The 14,514-nt window shown below is 72.0% G+C and carries 9 protein-coding genes, 2 tRNA genes and 1 pseudogene; 5 read left to right on the top strand and 7 right to left on the bottom strand.

What is annotated here, in order from left to right:
* The 3 genes and pseudogenes from VFZ09_RS16310 to VFZ09_RS16300 form a co-directional block, all read right to left on the bottom strand.
* Positions 1-314 (bottom strand): annotated as a pseudogene (locus tag VFZ09_RS16310) (hypothetical protein); the annotation flags it as partial.
* A 35-nt stretch (positions 315-349) separates the two neighbouring features.
* Entirely contained in the window at positions 350-1,498 is a 1,149-nt protein-coding gene (locus tag VFZ09_RS16305; RefSeq protein WP_329728504.1) for an alanine--glyoxylate aminotransferase family protein, read from the bottom strand.
* A 57-nt stretch (positions 1,499-1,555) separates the two neighbouring features.
* A complete protein-coding gene (locus tag VFZ09_RS16300; protein ID WP_329728502.1) occupies positions 1,556-1,993 on the bottom strand; it encodes a GNAT family N-acetyltransferase in 438 nt (145 codons plus the stop codon).
* Between the two features lie 95 nt (positions 1,994-2,088).
* Between VFZ09_RS16300 and VFZ09_RS16295 the strand changes: the two genes are divergently transcribed.
* From VFZ09_RS16295 to VFZ09_RS16280, 4 genes are all read left to right on the top strand, one after another.
* A complete protein-coding gene (locus VFZ09_RS16295; protein ID WP_329728501.1) occupies positions 2,089-3,081 on the top strand; it encodes a ChaN family lipoprotein in 993 nt (330 codons plus the stop codon).
* Between the two features lie 42 nt (positions 3,082-3,123).
* A tRNA-OTHER gene (locus tag VFZ09_RS16290) sits at positions 3,124-3,233 on the top strand.
* 5 nt (positions 3,234-3,238) lie between these two features.
* A tRNA-Asn gene (locus tag VFZ09_RS16285) sits at positions 3,239-3,399 on the top strand.
* 138 nt (positions 3,400-3,537) lie between these two features.
* On the top strand, positions 3,538-6,267 hold the full coding sequence (locus VFZ09_RS16280; RefSeq protein WP_329728500.1) for a M1 family metallopeptidase: 2,730 nt from the start codon (positions 3,538-3,540) through the stop codon (positions 6,265-6,267).
* Between the two features lie 19 nt (positions 6,268-6,286).
* Here the strand turns inward: VFZ09_RS16280 and VFZ09_RS16275 are convergent, their stop codons facing one another.
* Positions 6,287-9,421 (bottom strand): ATP-binding protein, encoded by a 3,135-nt coding sequence (locus VFZ09_RS16275; protein WP_329728499.1) that lies wholly within the window; start codon positions 9,419-9,421, stop codon positions 6,287-6,289.
* 426 nt (positions 9,422-9,847) lie between these two features.
* Between VFZ09_RS16275 and VFZ09_RS16270 the strand changes: the two genes are divergently transcribed.
* Positions 9,848-10,735, top strand: a complete 888-nt coding sequence (locus tag VFZ09_RS16270; protein WP_329728498.1) for a hypothetical protein — start codon at positions 9,848-9,850, stop codon at positions 10,733-10,735.
* 36 nt (positions 10,736-10,771) lie between these two features.
* On the opposite strand, the gene VFZ09_RS16265 is transcribed toward VFZ09_RS16270, so the two are convergent.
* The 3 genes from VFZ09_RS16265 to zwf all read right to left on the bottom strand — a co-directional run bounded on the left by VFZ09_RS16265 (position 10,772) and on the right by zwf (position 14,513).
* Entirely contained in the window at positions 10,772-11,533 is a 762-nt protein-coding gene (locus VFZ09_RS16265; protein WP_329728497.1) for a class I SAM-dependent methyltransferase, read from the bottom strand.
* A gap of 125 nt (positions 11,534-11,658) precedes the next feature.
* Positions 11,659-13,050 (bottom strand): metallophosphoesterase, encoded by a 1,392-nt coding sequence (locus VFZ09_RS16260; RefSeq protein WP_329728496.1) that lies wholly within the window; start codon positions 13,048-13,050, stop codon positions 11,659-11,661.
* Positions 13,051-13,067: 17 nt separating this feature from the next.
* On the bottom strand, positions 13,068-14,513 hold the full coding sequence (gene zwf / locus VFZ09_RS16255; RefSeq protein ID WP_329728495.1) for a glucose-6-phosphate dehydrogenase: 1,446 nt from the start codon (positions 14,511-14,513) through the stop codon (positions 13,068-13,070).
* Between the last annotated feature and the right edge of the window lies 1 nt (position 14,514).

The following is a 14,514-nucleotide window of genomic DNA, read 5'->3' as shown; positions in this document are numbered from 1 at the left end:
CGGCCTCCAGGTACCGCCAGCGGCCTTCCCCACCAGCGCGTCGGATTGGGCGGTGGGCGCAGGCTGCCGTGGGCGAAGGCCAGCACCACCGGGTGCTCCTCCACCTCCTCCACGTCCTGGCATCGCCAGAACCCGCAGCGCCCCTCGTCACACAGCGGGACCACACAGCTCGGGTCCTCCCGGGCCTCCTCCCACGAGGCCACGGGGTCCACGTCCTCGACCGACTCGCTCACTGCGGGCGTCGAGGTCGTCGCGCACGCGCTCAGCACCAACCCGAGCAGCGCCAACCAGCTCTTCCAGGGCAGGACTCGCATCCCGCCCACGCTACACCACCGCTATGGCACCCCTCTCACCGTGCCGCGAGCAGCTCCGCCTGCGCGGCGGCCACGCCAACACCCGGCTGCGCCTTGTGGCCCGCCGCCGCGAGCGCCCGCTCCACCGCGCCCACCGTGGCCAGCACATCCCCCGGGCCCACCACGTTCATGTGTCCCACCCGGAAGTAGCGCGTCTTCAACTGCGGATGCAGTCCACCCGCCAGCACCACGCCCTGCTCGCGCGCTCGTCCGACCAGCCCCGCGTCCACGCCCTCCGGGTAGTACAGCGCGCTCAGCGTGTTCGCCGTCACCGCCTCGTTCACCGGCAACAGCTTCAACCCCAGCGCCTTCCAGCCCGCGCGGAAGGCCCGCGCCATGCGCTGGTGCCGGGCGAAGCGCGCCTCCATCCCCTCGCGGAGGATCTGCCCCAGGCTCACCTCCAGCGCGTACACCAGGTTCACCGGCGGCGTCGCGAAGTAGGACGCCCGCCCCGCCTCGTATGCCTCCATGATGGGCAGCCACTCGCCGAAGTCCGCGTACAGCGAGCGCACCGGCGTCTTCCTCGAGCGCCACGCATTCATCGCCTTCTGGCTCACCGTGAGCAGCGCCAGCCCCGGCGGCACGCCAATCGCCTTCTGGCTCGCCGTCAGGTACACGTCCGCGCCCCACGCCTCCTGGTGGAACGTCTCGCCCGCCGTGGCGCACACCCCGTCCACCACCGCCAACACCCCGTGCCGGCCCGCCGCCTTCACCAGCGCCTCCACCGGCGCCAGCACCCCCGTGCTCGTGTCCACGTGCGTCACCGTCATCACCTTGAAGCGCCCGCTCGCCAGCACCCGCTCCACCGCCGCCACCTCGGGCACCTCGCCCGGCGCGCACTTCTCCTGCACCACCTCCGCCCCGTAGCGCTCCAGCAGCAGCGCCATCCGGTCGCTGAAATACCCCGTGTTCACCACCAGCGCCCGCTCGCCCGGCTCCACCAGGTTCGCCACCGCCATCTCCATCGCCAGCGTCCCGCTGCCCGCCACCACGAAGGGCTGCGCCGACGGCGCCAGGCACACCTCGCGCAGCTTCTTCAGCGCTCGCCCGAAGACGGAGATGAACTCCGGCGCCACGTGGCTGGCCGTCTTCATGCCCAGCGCCCGCAGCACCTCCGGGTCGAACTCCACCGGGCCAGGAATCATCAGCAGGTCTCGCTCGCTCACGGGTACTCCTCTTCGTGGTTGGGGGGCTGCAGCCTTCTACTTCGTCAGGCGCTTGTTCAGGAAGTAGCGACTCTCGCCTCGTGGATAGTCCGGCAGCGTTCCGAAGCGCGTGTAGCCCTGCTTCTCGTAGAAGCCCAGGGCCTGGAAGCTGAACGTGTCCAGGTGCGCCGAGTGGCAACCCCGCCGCACCGCGGCATCCTCGATGCTCGCCATCAGCCGTCCACCCCAGCCCTGTCCGCGCAGGCGCTCGTCCACCCACAGGTGGCTCACGAAGAGCCACTCCCAGTGGGTATAGCCCATGGCTCCTCCGAGCAGGCTCCCGTCCTCCGACCGGATGAAGACGGCCAGGTCCCGCGCCTTCTCCGGCGCCGCCCGCGTCTCGTTGTACCGCACCAGGCTGCGAATCAGCGTCCGGAGCTCCTCCTCGGAAGGCTCCTCCACCACCGTCATCTTCACCGCGTCCAGGGCGTCCATCCCGCGATGGTAGCGGCTCCAGGTGTTCGCCGTTGAGCGTCCCGTGCATCAAGGCCATGGCCCTCCCCGGGAGCGCATGGCGCACTGCCTCCTCCATGTCCCTCCGACTCTGTCTCGTCTTCCTGCTGGCCTGCGGCTGTGCCTCGTCCTCCTCCACGACTCGCGCCCCTCCCCCCGAATCCCAGACACAGACGTGGCGGAGCCCGCTGCACCGGGACCATCCGCTGGTGGGAAGAATCTGGGACGTCCGGCAGGGCCGCTTCGTGGACGAGCCCACGCTGCTGGCGGAGCTCGCCCGGGCCCGCTTCGTGCTCCTCGGCGAGCGGCACGACAACCCCGACCACCACCTCCTCCAGGCCCGGCTCGTGGACGCGCTCACCGCCTCCGGCCGCAAGCCCACGCTCGCCTTCGAGATGCTCGACGTGGAGCAGCAGCCCGCCGTGGACGAAGCGCTCGCCCGCGAGCCCGGGAACCCGGATGTCATCGCCCGGGCCGTCGCGTGGGAGAAGAGCGGCTGGCCCGACTGGTCCCTCTACCGTCCCATCTTCGCCGTCGGCACCGCGCGCGGCCTGCGCATCGTCGGCGCCAACCTCCCTCGCGCCCAGGTGAAGGAGCTCGTCATGCGCGGACCCGACGCCCTGCCTCCGGAGACACGCTCGCGGCTCGGGCTCGAGACGCCGCTGCCGGAGGACGTCGCCCAGGCCATGCGCGCGGAGATGCACGAGTCCCACTGCGGCCACCTGCCCGAGGCCATGCTCGAGCCCATGGTGCTCGCCCAGCGCGCCCGGGATGCGCAGATGGCCGATCGTCTGAGCACCACCGCCTCGGATGCGGGAGCCATTCTCATCACCGGCGCCGGCCATGCGCGCACCGACCGCGGAGTCCCCGCGCAGCTCGCCCGGCTCGCCCCGGGCGCTCCGGTGCGCAGCCTCGCCTTCCTCGAGGTCTCCCCCGAGGCCCAGGAGCCACGCGATTACGCCCCCTCGGACAGCCCTGGCGGGCTGCCGTATGACCATGTCTGGTTCACCCCGGCCTCCGAGCGGGAGGACCCCTGCGCCGCGTTCCGCCAGAAATCCCCCGGAAAATAGCGTGTCAGGAACCGGCGGGAGCCCGCGTCTCTTCAAGTGTAGGCGGGAGCGACGACGGCGGAATCGCCCGAGCCCCCGCGAAAGCTTTGAAGCGCCCGGCAGGAGAGGTCTTACACGCACCTCTGTTGGTTCGAATCCAACTTCCCGCACCATGCGCGGGAATAGCCAAATGGTAAAGGCACTCGACTATTAATCGAGCAGTCAAACGGCTTTTCCACTCGGGCGTTTCAATTCCTCTCTGACAGCATTTGCGTCCGGCCGAAGAGGCCCTACAAGCCCTGGCTCTCGGTGTCGCCGGTTCGAATCCGGCTTTCCCCCCTCCCTTCATGGGGGAAATAGCTCAGTCTGGTAGAGCACGAGATTAAAAATGGCTTCCTCACTCGGACGCAGACCCCTTCCCTCCGCTTCCAGCGGTGGGTTTCTCCGGATCGAGCCGAGCGGGTAACCTCGCGCGCCATGCGCTGGTTACCCTTCGCTCTCGTCGCTCTCCTCTCCGTACACTGTGCCCATGCGCCCGAGGCCCCACCGGCGGCTCCCACGGCTTCCACGCCCGTGGCCGCCGCTCCGGAATGGCCCGAGCCCCAGCCTCCGCAGTTGCGCCTGCCCGACTCCGTGCGGCCGGTGCGCTACGCGCTGGAGCTGACGCTCCTCCCCGCCGAGCCCACCTACTCCGGCACCGTCACCGTCGACCTGGACGTCCGTGAGCCCGTGCGGCAGGTGTGGCTGCACGCGCAGGACCTCCAGGTGACGCGGGCCCGTGTCCTCGTCAGCGGCCGCACGCTGGAGGCTCGCGCCATCACCGCCACCGAGGGCCGGCTCGGCGTGCTGCTCCCCGAGACGCTCGGCACGGGCCCGGCCCAGCTCGTCCTCACCTTCACCGGCCGCGCGGACCGCGAGCGCAGCCAGGGCCTCTACGCCGTGGAAGAGGGCGGCGAGCCCTACCTCTACACCTTCTTCGAGCCCATCGACGCGCGGCGCGCCTTCCCGTGCTTCGACGAGCCGGGCTTCAAGGTGCCCTGGACGCTGCGCTTCACCGTGAAGCAGGAGCACGTGGCGCTCGCCAACCACGCCATCGTCTCCGAGGAGCCGCTGCCCGGGGGCCTCAAGCGCGTCACCTTCGCCGAGAGCCGCCCCATGCCCAGCTACCTCGTCGCCTTCGTGGTGGGCCCCTTCGACCTGGTGGACGCCGGCCCCATCGGCCGTGCCCATGTCCCGCTGCGCTTCATCGTCCCCAAGGGCCGCGGCGCCGAGACGGCCTATGCCGCCAGCGTCACCCCGCGCATCATCACCCTGCTCGAGGACTTCTTCGACCAGACGTACCCGTACGAGAAGCTCGATGTGGCGGTGGTGCCCCACTTCTGGGGCACCATGGAGCACCCTGGCATCGTCGCGCTCGGCCAGCCCCTCACCCTCATCCACCCCGGCGAGGAGACGCTCCAGCGCCGCAAGTCCTATGTGAACATCGCCATCCACGAGCTGGCCCACTACTGGTTCGGCGACGTCGTCACCTGCCGCTGGTGGGACGATGTCTGGCTCAACGAGTCCCTCACCACCTGGCTCGACCATGAAATCACCGGCCAGTTCGACCCCGCCTGGCAGTACGCGCTGGAGGGCCAGGCCAACTCGGCCGCCTTCGCGCTCGAGACGGACTCGCTCATCACCTCGCCCGCCGTCCGCAAGCCCATCACCACCAACGACGACATCATCGGCTCCTTCGACAACGGCACCACCTACGCCAAGGGCTCCTCCCTGCTCTCCATGCTCCAGGGCTGGCTCGGCGCGGAGCGGCTGCGCGACGCGCTGCGCACCCACGTGCGCCAGCACGCCTGGGCCGTGACGGACTCGGACGGTTTCCTCGCCACGCTCTCCGAGTCGCTCGGGCCCGACGCCGCCCGCGTCTTCCGCGGCTACGTGGACCAGCCCGGCGTCCCCCGCGTCTCCGCCAGCCTCCAGTGCAAGCCGGGCACGGCGCCAAAGCTGATGCTCTCCCAGGAGCGCTACCTCCCCGCGGGCTCCACCGGCTCCACCGCGCGGACGTGGGACATCCCCGTGTGTCTGCGCGCCGGCAAGGGCAAGGACGCCACGCGCACCTGCACGCTCCTCTCCACCCCCACCGCCGAGGTGGAGCTGCCCGGACAGGGCTGCCCCTCGTGGCTCCTCCTCAACGCCGGGGGCACCGGCTACTACCGCGTGAGCTACTCGCGCGAGCAGCTCGCCCAGCTGCTCTCCGTTCCTCCGGGAACCCTGAGCACCCAGGAGCGCCTCGCCTTCCTCGCCGACGTGAAGGCCGCCGTGGACCGCGGGGACGTGCCGCTCGGCGAGGCCCTGAAGCTCGTCCCCGCCACCGCCGCGGCTCCCCAGCGCCTCATCCTCCAGCGCGGTGTCCAGCTTCTCTCCGACATCAAGGCCGAGCGGCTCCCCGAGGCCGAGCGCTCGCGCTACGAGGCCTGGCTGCGCGGCCTCTATGGCGCCCGCGCCCGCGCCGTGGGCTGGACCCCCAAGCCGGGCGAGGGCGATGACGTGAAGCAGCTGCGCCCCATGCTGCTCGGGCGCGCCGTCATCGTGGGACGGGACCCCGCCCTCACCCGGGAGGGCATCAAGCTCGGCCGCGCGTGGCTGGCGGACCGCAAGGCCGTGCACCCGGAGATGGCCTGGACCGCCCTCCGGGTGGCGGCGCGCGAGGGCGACAAGGCCCTCTTCGACACGATGCTCGCCCAGGCCCGCGCGGCGAAGGACCGCAACGAGCGCGCCCGGTTGCTCGGCACGCTCGGCGTCTTCCGCGACCCGGCGCTCGTGAAGGAGGCGCTCTCCCTGGTGGCCGGCGGCACGTTCGACGTGCGCGAGACGCTGTCCATCCTCTACACCGCCTTCTCCATCCCCGAGTCGCGCGCCCAGGCCTGGGACTTCTACCGGAGCCACTTCGACGCGCTCTCCAGCCGGTTGCGCTCGGATGAGATGAACTGGCTCATCGAGATGACAGGAGACCTCTGCGACGAGCAGGGGCGCGCCGAGGCCGAGGCCTTGCTGCGTCCCCGCGTGGAGAAGATCGAAGGCGGGACCCGCTCGCTCGCCCGCGCGCTCGAGTCCATGCAGCTGTGCATCGAGGCGGAGCGCCGCAACCAGCCGAGCCTGCGGGAGTTCATCCGCGGCCTCGGCAAGGGCGTGGACACGTCGGCGCGGCGCTGACGCCCGCCCGGGACACCGCTCAGGCCTGGGCGGTGTCCCCCTGGGCTTCCAGCACGCTCCGGCCGAGCACCCGCAAGGCCTCGCGCAGGTCCGACGAGGCCGCCTCCGCCGGAGCACCGCGTGCCCGCTCCACGCGCCGCCGCGCCTCCGCGAGGCACTTCATCCCCGCCTCGCCGCCCGGTGCGGCCCGCGCGGCCTCGGCCAGGTCCAGCGAGGCGCGCAGCAGCGAGGAGAGCTCCCGCAGCACGGCGTCGTCGCGCAGCTCGGGCGTCACCTCCAGCGAGGCGAACCCATCCCGGGCGGCCCCGAGCTCCCCGAGCGCCGCCTGCACCGAGGCCAGGTGCGCGGTGAAGCGCAGCGCGTGCCAGCGCGACACCCGGTCCAGGGTGGCGATGGAGTCGGACAGACGGACGCGCGCGGCCTCCAGCGCGCCGAGCGCCACCAGGGCCCGGCCCAGCTCGCCCAGCGCGACGCCCTCCAGGATGCGCATGCCGAGCTGCCGGCCCATGCGCACGGCGCCCTCCAGGTGCTCCCGGGCCTCGGCCGCCCGGCCCGCGTCGAGCAGGAAGCAGCCCAGGTTCACCCGCGCCAGCGCGTGTCCCGCCCGGTCTCCCACGCGCGAGGCCTTCTCCATGGCCTCCTCCAGCAGCGCCACCGCCTCCGCCGTGCCTCCGCCCTCGCCAATCGCCATGGCGTAATTGGTGAGGAAGCCCACCTCGAAGGCCACGTCGCCCACGGCGCGGAACAGCTCCAGCGCGGTGCGCAGGTGCGGCAGCGCCGCCCCGGCTCCGTGCCGCCCCAGCTCCAGAATCCCCAGGTTGCCCACCGCGTACGCGTCCAGCCACCGGTCTCCCAGCGAGGACAGCTCCTGCGCCTCCTGCACCAGCTCCCACGCCGTGCCCATGTCGCCCTCGTCTCGGGCCACGATGCTCAGGTCCACCAGCACGCGCTTGGTCCGGTCCACCGCGTCCAGCGCGGCGAAGGCGGAACGCGCCGCCTCCAGGTCCCTCCACGCCGCGGCGAGCTGGCCCGCGCCATGGTGCGTCCGGCCCCGCACCGCGAGCGCCTCGGCCCGCAGCTGCGGCTCCACGTCCATGATGGACGCCAGCTCCAGCGCCTTGTCCAACCGCGACAACGTAATCCCCACCGGGCCCCGGGCCGTCACGTCCGGCTCCAGCGCCAGCAGCGCGCCCAGCGCCCGCTCCAGGGAGCCCTCCGTTGCGGGCACCACCGCCAGCGCGTTGTCACAAGCCGCCAGCAGGTTCTCGCGCTCCAGCGACAGCCGGCGGAAGGCCAGCTCTCCACCCTCTCCGCGCATCCGCGCGCTCAGCCGGCGGGCCATCGCCAGGTAGCAGCTCGCGTGGCGCGCCGCCAGCGTCGGCCCCTCGCCCCGCTCCGCCAGCCGCGAGGACGCGTACTGGCGGATGCTCTCGTACAGCCCCAGCCGCAGCTCCCCGGGCAGCCCGTCCGGCGCGTAGGCGCGCAGCAGGGACTTGGAGCGCAGCGAGTGGATGATCTCCATCACGTCCGGCCCGCCCGGAGGGAACACGAGCACCGCCTCGGCCGCCTCCAGGGTGAAGCCGCCGCGGAACACCGAGCACTGCGCCAGCGCCGCGCGCTCCGCCGGCTCCAGCAGGTTCCAGGACCAGTCGATGGCGCCCCACAGCGTGCTCTGCCGCGCCGAGCCGTCGCGCCGCGCGCCCCGCAGCAGCTCGAAGCGGCGGGACAGCCGCTCCTGAATCTGCGACACGCCCAGCAGGTTGGTGCGCGCCGCCGCGAGCTCGATGGCCAGGGGAATGCCATCCAGCTTGCGGACGATGTCCGCCACCAGCGGGGCCTCCGCCTCCGTCAGCTCGAAGCCGCCGCGCACCGCGAGGGCCCGCTGGACGAACAGGCGCAGGGCGTCACACCGGCCCAGGAGCTCCGGGCGCGTCTCGCCCTCCTCGGGCACCTGCAAGGGCTCCAGGTCGATGACGCGCTCCTCGGGCAGCAGCAGCGACTCGCGCGAGGTGACGAGGAAGCGGGCCCGGGGCGCCAGCGCGCGCCAGCGGCCCAGCGTGGCCGGCAGGTGCTGGAGGACGTGCTCCACGTTGTCGAGGATGACGAGCACGTCCCCGCGTCCGGCCAGGGCCCGCCCCAGCCGCTCCGCCGGCTCGCTGTCCTCGCCGCTGCGGGTGAGCGCGACGCCCAGCGCCTGGCCCATGGCGTGGCAGATGTCGCCCACCGTCGCCGCGTCCGTGAGCTCGCACATCCACACCCCGCCCTCCCACGTGCGCGCCTCCAGCTCCTGGTTGCCGAAGCGCGTGGCCAGCCGGCTCTTCCCCATGCCCCCGGGGCCCAGCAGCGTGACGAGCCGCGCCTGCGTGTCGAAGCACCGCCGCAGCGCCGCCAGCTCCTCGCGCCGGCCAATCAACTCCCCCGTCTCGGCCGGCACCTGGCCCCGCGGCACCGGCTGAACCCGGAGCGCCTCGAAGCGCCGCTCCGCCAGCACCGCGGGCTGCACCTGCACCAGCGTGACGGCCTCGCCAATGCCCTCGAGGTGGTACTCGCCCAGCGCGTGCACCCGGGGCTGGCCCAGCGCCTCCAGCGCGCCCTGCACCTGGGCCCAGGCCGCCCCACTCACCAGCACCTGCCCGCCCTGGCCGGCCGACGCCACGCGCGCCGCCACGTTCACCATCCGCCCGATGTAGTCCACCTCGCCCGTCTGCTCGTCCAGACGGCACTCCGGCTCCCCCAGGTGCACGCCCATGCGCACCCGCAGGCCCCGGTACACCCATCCGCCCGGCCCCTTCTCCTCGGCAGCGTCCGGCTCGGCCAGCAGCTCCTCCGGCCAGGGCGCACGCACCAACGCCTGCTGCGCCTCCAGACACCAGCGCACCGCCTCCACCGCCGAGGCGAAGGCCACCATGAAGGAGTCCCCCTGCGTCTTCACCTCATAGCCGCCGTGCTCGGCCAGCAGCGCGCGCAGCACCCGGTCGTGCACGTCCAGCGCCGTCCGCATGCCCCCGCTGCACCGCTCCCACAGCCGCGTGGAGCCCTGCACGTCCGTGAAGACGAGCGCCACCGTGCCGATGGGTGCCGCGACGGTCGAGGAACGCCGCCGCGAAGCCCCCCCGACTCCCGGGCCCTCCGTGGTGCTGAGTGATGAAAACATGCGCAGGACGCTCCCCATCACCCGCTCTCCCTCGCCTGCGATCATGATGACCGTGAGGCCGGAAATTCGCGCTACCCCCGTGCCCCATTCGTGCACCATCACACGGAGCGGGCGGAGCCTCCGTCGCGAGCGGACTCCCACTCGCGCCTCCCTCTGGCCACACCCGGCGCGCCCGCCAGAGGGGGGCCCTCATCGCTAGGGGCCGCGCACGTCCGGGGGCAACCCCGAGCGTCCAACACCCGACGCTTCCGCTCCGGGGTGTCTTCCATTCCACGCGCGGAACGTTCACCGGCAACGCTCTGGAGCACCCGGCCCTCCAGCCTGTATCTGGGTTACAGAAACAACGGCACTTTCTCTCGTGGAGCCCGCTTCGCACCGGCGCCATCCCGGGCGAAGCCTTCATGCGTGGGCTCCGGGGGGTACACCATGAAGAGCACGTGTGGAGCGCTGCTGCTGACACTCGCCGTGGGCTGCGGCCCGGTGCAAGAGGAGGCACCCGCGCCACCTCCGGAGGTGGGCACCTCCCTCCAGGGCCTCGAGGACGACAACGGGCTGACCATGAATGGCCTGGCCTTCAACGGACTCGCCTTCAACGGGCTGGCCTTCAATGGACTCGCCTTCAACGGACTGGCCAGCGGCGCCTTCACCTCGTGGTTCCAGCAGAGCCCGCTGACGACGAGCCTCTTCATGAAGTACCTGGTCCGCTGCGCCGTGCCGGCCGGGCAGTACCGCACCTTCTCGGACGGCGGGTTCACCTATGTCTGGCCCGGGAGCCTGGGGCTGGCGCCGGGCTGGTCGGGCGGCGCGCCGGTCTCCGTGGAGGAGCAGCAGGTCGTCACCGCGTGCGTCGCGGCGCTCGTCAACAAGTTCGGGCGCTCGGTGGGCGTCTCCGTGCTGGGCGCCAACGCGCAGGGACAGCTCATCCCCTCCACGGCCACGGAGCTCGCGGACTACTCGCTCCGGGAGGCGTGCTTCTTCGGCAACATGTTCACCGACGAGGGCCTCTTCGTCGGCAATGACCAGGCCCCGCTGCCCCCGTCGCAGAGCAGCCTGAGGGCGTGCGCGCTCGAGGGGAGCGACGCGTGCCCACCGCTCGTCCACATCGGCAGCTGCCAGGCGAGCTGCACGTTGGACTCCACCGGGACGTACTACACGCGCTGCACCCGCAACGGCAGGAGCTACCGCCCCATCACCACCCGGCTGCGCCCCCAGGAGGTCGTCGTGTGCGGGGACGGCCTCTGCCAGTTCACCGAGTCCTGTGGCAGCAGCAACCGCTACGACGACTGCGCGCTGGACTGCGGCCCCTGCCGCTGAGCGCGGAAGCGCCCATGGCCCGGGGCCCGGAGTGCCTCAGCGCCCGCCCCGGGCCTGGGCCCGCAGCAGGTAGAAGACGTAGCCGTAGGAGGTGCCGTAGCGGGTGTAGAGGTCGATCTCCCGCTCCGTCTCGGCGATGGCCGTGGCGAGGTCCGCGTCCCCCCGGGCGCGCTCGCGCAGGGAGGCCATGCGGGCTTCCAGGGGACGGTAGTACTCGTCCCACCACGCCGGAGCCGGCAGCACGAAGGTGTCCAGCACCTCGAAGCCGGCCTCGCGCGCCGTGGCGCTGTTGGAGGCGATGGTGCCCATGCGCGGGTAGGCCTCGCGCCAGAAGTCCGCGGCCTCCGCGGGGGGCGAGTCGGTGAGCCACGTCGCCTCGCTGGCGGCCAGCAAACCCCCTTCGCGCAGCACCGGGTGCCACCGCCGCAGCCCGGCGCCCCAGCCCAGCACGTAGATGGCGCCCTCGGACCAGATGAGGTCCACGCTGCCCGGAGCATCCCCGAGCGCCGCGAAGTCCGCGCGCCGCGTGCGCACCAGGTGGCCGAGTCCCCGGGCCGCCGCCTCGGTCTCCAAGCGCTTGAGGAAGGGCTCGTGCGAGTCCACGGCGGTGATGGGTGTCTCCAGCTCCCTCGCCAGCACGAGCGTCTGCCGGCCAGGGCCACACCCCAGGTCGAGCACCCGGGGAGCCGGAGGAAGGAGCGGACGCAAGCGGCGGAGCGCCTCGCGGGTGCATTCATCACTCCCAGGTCCCTCGCGAGGCAGGTCCGTGTGCAGCAGCAGGAAGGCGTCACCGAGCATGAGGAGAGCGTAATGTCAGGTGCGCTCCGCGTCTTCGTCGAAGTGGCCCGGGGTGCCGCCCATGGACAGACGTCCGCAAGGGTGCCTGCTCGCGCGCTCCTCCGCTCCCGCGGGCAACCGTTGCATCACCACGAACCTGGGAGTGCACCGGAGTCCCGGCAAGCCGGGGCGGAGAGGGTGACGGTCTCCTCGTGGAGCGGAGGCCCCGGCGGCGGCACGTGCCCGGGGACCAGCAAGCGGTTGGCCATCTGGAAATAGCGCACGGTGAGCTGGGGGCCCCGCAGGGAGAGGATGGCGTAGGCGTGGTGGTCCAGCAGGCCGTCGTTGCCCAGACGCGTGCCGGGCACCCGGCGGGGAGGACCGGACTCACCCGGCGCGGGTACCAGCCCCGGAAGAGGGCTGTTGCGCTGCTCGTGCAGCAGCACCGGTACCGCGCCCGCGCCGATGCACCGGCCCCGCACCAGCCCCGCGTAGGGCTCGTAGATGTGGACGTTGTGCTCGTGCCCCCAGAACCAGAAGGAGACGTCGCCGAGAATGGAGGCGAACGCCCGCGCCAGGTTCGGGTTGAGCGCCAGCTTCCGGCCCCGCGCGTCATGGCCCACGCTGGCCAGCGAGAAGAACGGATGGTGGGAGAGCAGCACGGTGCCCCGCCCTCCAGCAGGGTGGACCTTGTCCACCAGCCACTCCACCTCGGAGTCCTCCAGCCGGGTGAGCGTGTCCGCCAGCGCGCGCGGGTTGAAGTCGTGCAGGCCGGTGTCCATGCCGAGCAACTGCCAGTACCGGGTGCGCAGGCAGAAGTAGCTGGCCGGCTGGCCGAGCCCGTCCAACAGCACCCGGTAGCCCTCGCCGCCGGAGTAGCGGTCATGGTTGCCGGAGAGGGCGAGCACCCGGGGCCACCGCGCGCCGAAGACATCCGCGAAGACCTCGATGAAGTGGGCGCGCACCTCGTGAGGCGTCCCCGAGTAGTAGATGTCTCCGAGGTGGAGGATGGCGTCCGGCCGGAAGCAGGTGGAGATCTGCTCCAGCAGCGCCCGCGCATCCGGCATGCCCGTGCCCCAGTCGGCGAGCAGGGCCACGGTGGCCTCGTCCGGCAGCTCCGGCAGGACGAAGTCCTCCAGGGACGCATGGCGCCGGTAGAAGGGCGTGCGGTGCAGGAGGAGCGCGCGCTCGTACGCCACCAGCGACTCCACCCAGAGCGGGTCGCACGAGGTGAAGCGCAGCTCGCTCATCAGCCGCTGCACCTCCTCATGGTCTCCACGGAAGCGGGCGAGGGCCAGACGGGCACAGAGCCGGGCGCAGGCGCTGGCCTTGCGCCCCAGGGTGAGCGAGGGCTCCACGTCATGCGAGCCGGCGTGCTCCCGCGCGGCGGCGCAGGCATCCTCCATGACCGGGTGCTCCACCGAGGAGCCCAGGCCCTCCACGTCCCGGGGTGGCTCCTTCCGGGAGATCTCCCGGTGGAGACAGGACTGCCAGAGCGAGAGGGCCGGATGGCGGACGGTGGAGAGGACCTTCGGCATGGGACGAGCACCGGGTGCTAATGAATGGCGGACAGCTCGCCGCCTGATTCCTCGGGGTGGGCGCTCTCGGAGACCTCCGCTTCACCCGAGCCCAGCACGGGGCGCCAGCGGCCATGGGGCGCGATGAGCGCGTCCGCCTCGGACGGACCCCAGGTGCCGGGCTCGTACTCGTGGAGCGGCGTGGCCCCTCCCAGGATGGGGTCCACCACCCGCCAGGCCTCCTCCACCGCCTCCTGGCGCGCGAAGAGCGAGACGTCACCGCGCATGGCGTCACCGAGCAGCCGCTCGTAGGGCTTCATCCTCCCGCCGGACTGTTGGATGGCCACCAGGTCCACGTCCTCGCCGCGCATGGCGCCCCCGGGCCGCCTGGCGCGCGCGCCGAGGGAGATGAGCACGTCGGGGCCGAGCCGGAAGCGCACCGAGTTGGGCGAGGCCAGGGAGGGCTCCTCGAAGATGGGACGGGGCGGGTGGTTCAGCTCGACGAAGACCTCGGTGGCGGTGGTGGGCAGGCACTTGCCCGAGCGGATGTAGAAGGGCACATCCGCCCAGCGCCAGGAGTCGATGAACAGCCGCACCGCGGCGAACGTCTCCACCTGGGAGGAGGGAGACACACCGCGCTCGCTCCGGTAGCCGCGGAACTGGCCCCGCACCACGCTGGCCGGGTCCAACGAGCGCATGGCCTTGAAGACGCGGGCCTTCTCGTCGCGCAGGTTCTCCGGGTCCGAGCAGAAGGGCGCATCCATCGTCAGCAGGCCAATCACCTGCAACAGGTGGTTCTGGAACACGTCGCGGATGGCGCCCACCTCTTCATAGAAGGCGCCCCGCCCCTGCACGCCGAAGTGCTCGGCCAGCGTCACCTGCACGCCGCGCACGTGCTGCCGGTTCCAGATGGGCTCGAGGAAGACGTTGGCGAAGCGGAAGAAGAGCAGGTTCTGCACCGGCTCCTTTCCCAGGAAGTGGTCGATGCGGAAGACGGCGGACTCGGGCAGGAAGCGGTGCAGCGTCTCGTTGAGCGCGCGCGCGGAGGCCAGGTCCCTCCCGAAGGGCTTCTCCACCACCACCCGCGCCTGCTTCAGGCAGCTCGCCTGGGCCAGCCCCTCCACCACCGTGGCGAAGAGGCTCGGCGGAATGGCCAGGTAGTGCAGCGGGCGCTTCGCCTCCCCGAGCGCCTCGCGCACCCGGGTGAACGTCGCCGGGTCGCGGTAGTCCCCGTCCACGTAGCGCAGGAGCTGGCTCAGGCGCTGGAAGTCCGCCTCGTCGAACATGCCGTGCTCCCGGAGGCTGGCGCGCGCCCGCTCGCGCAGCTGCTCCAGCCCCCAGCCCGCCTTGGCCACGCCGATGATGGGGTACGTCCACTGCTCCCGGAGCACCAGGGCCTGAAGCGCGGGAAATATCTGCTTGTACGCGAGGTCCCCCGTGGCCCCGAAGAAGACGAGTGCGTCCGACACAGGTGCGGTGGCCATG

Source organism: Archangium sp., from assembly GCF_036277355.1.
GTDB lineage: Bacteria > Myxococcota > Myxococcia > Myxococcales > Myxococcaceae > Archangium.
The sequence above is the reverse complement of the archived record's forward strand: the minus strand, read 5'-3'. Positions and strand labels throughout refer to the sequence as shown.

Bases quoted from the DNA above. Each gene is read 5' to 3' on its own strand.
- VFZ09_RS16305 (WP_329728504.1), bottom strand. From the start codon at position 1,498: ATGATTCCTGGCCCGGTGGAGTTCGACCCGGAGGTGCTGCGGGCGCTG.
- VFZ09_RS16300 (WP_329728502.1), bottom strand. From the start codon at position 1,993: ATGGACGCCCTGGACGCGGTGAAGATGACGGTGGTGGAGGAGCCTTCC.
- VFZ09_RS16295 (WP_329728501.1), top strand. From the start codon at position 2,089: ATGTCCCTCCGACTCTGTCTCGTCTTCCTGCTGGCCTGCGGCTGTGCC.
- VFZ09_RS16280 (WP_329728500.1), top strand. From the start codon at position 3,538: ATGCGCTGGTTACCCTTCGCTCTCGTCGCTCTCCTCTCCGTACACTGT.
- VFZ09_RS16275 (WP_329728499.1), bottom strand. From the start codon at position 9,421: ATGTTTTCATCACTCAGCACCACGGAGGGCCCGGGAGTCGGGGGGGCT.
- VFZ09_RS16270 (WP_329728498.1), top strand. From the start codon at position 9,848: ATGAAGAGCACGTGTGGAGCGCTGCTGCTGACACTCGCCGTGGGCTGC.
- VFZ09_RS16265 (WP_329728497.1), bottom strand. From the start codon at position 11,533: ATGCTCGGTGACGCCTTCCTGCTGCTGCACACGGACCTGCCTCGCGAG.
- VFZ09_RS16260 (WP_329728496.1), bottom strand. From the start codon at position 13,050: ATGCCGAAGGTCCTCTCCACCGTCCGCCATCCGGCCCTCTCGCTCTGG.
- zwf (WP_329728495.1), bottom strand. From the start codon at position 14,513: ATGGCCACCGCACCTGTGTCGGACGCACTCGTCTTCTTCGGGGCCACG.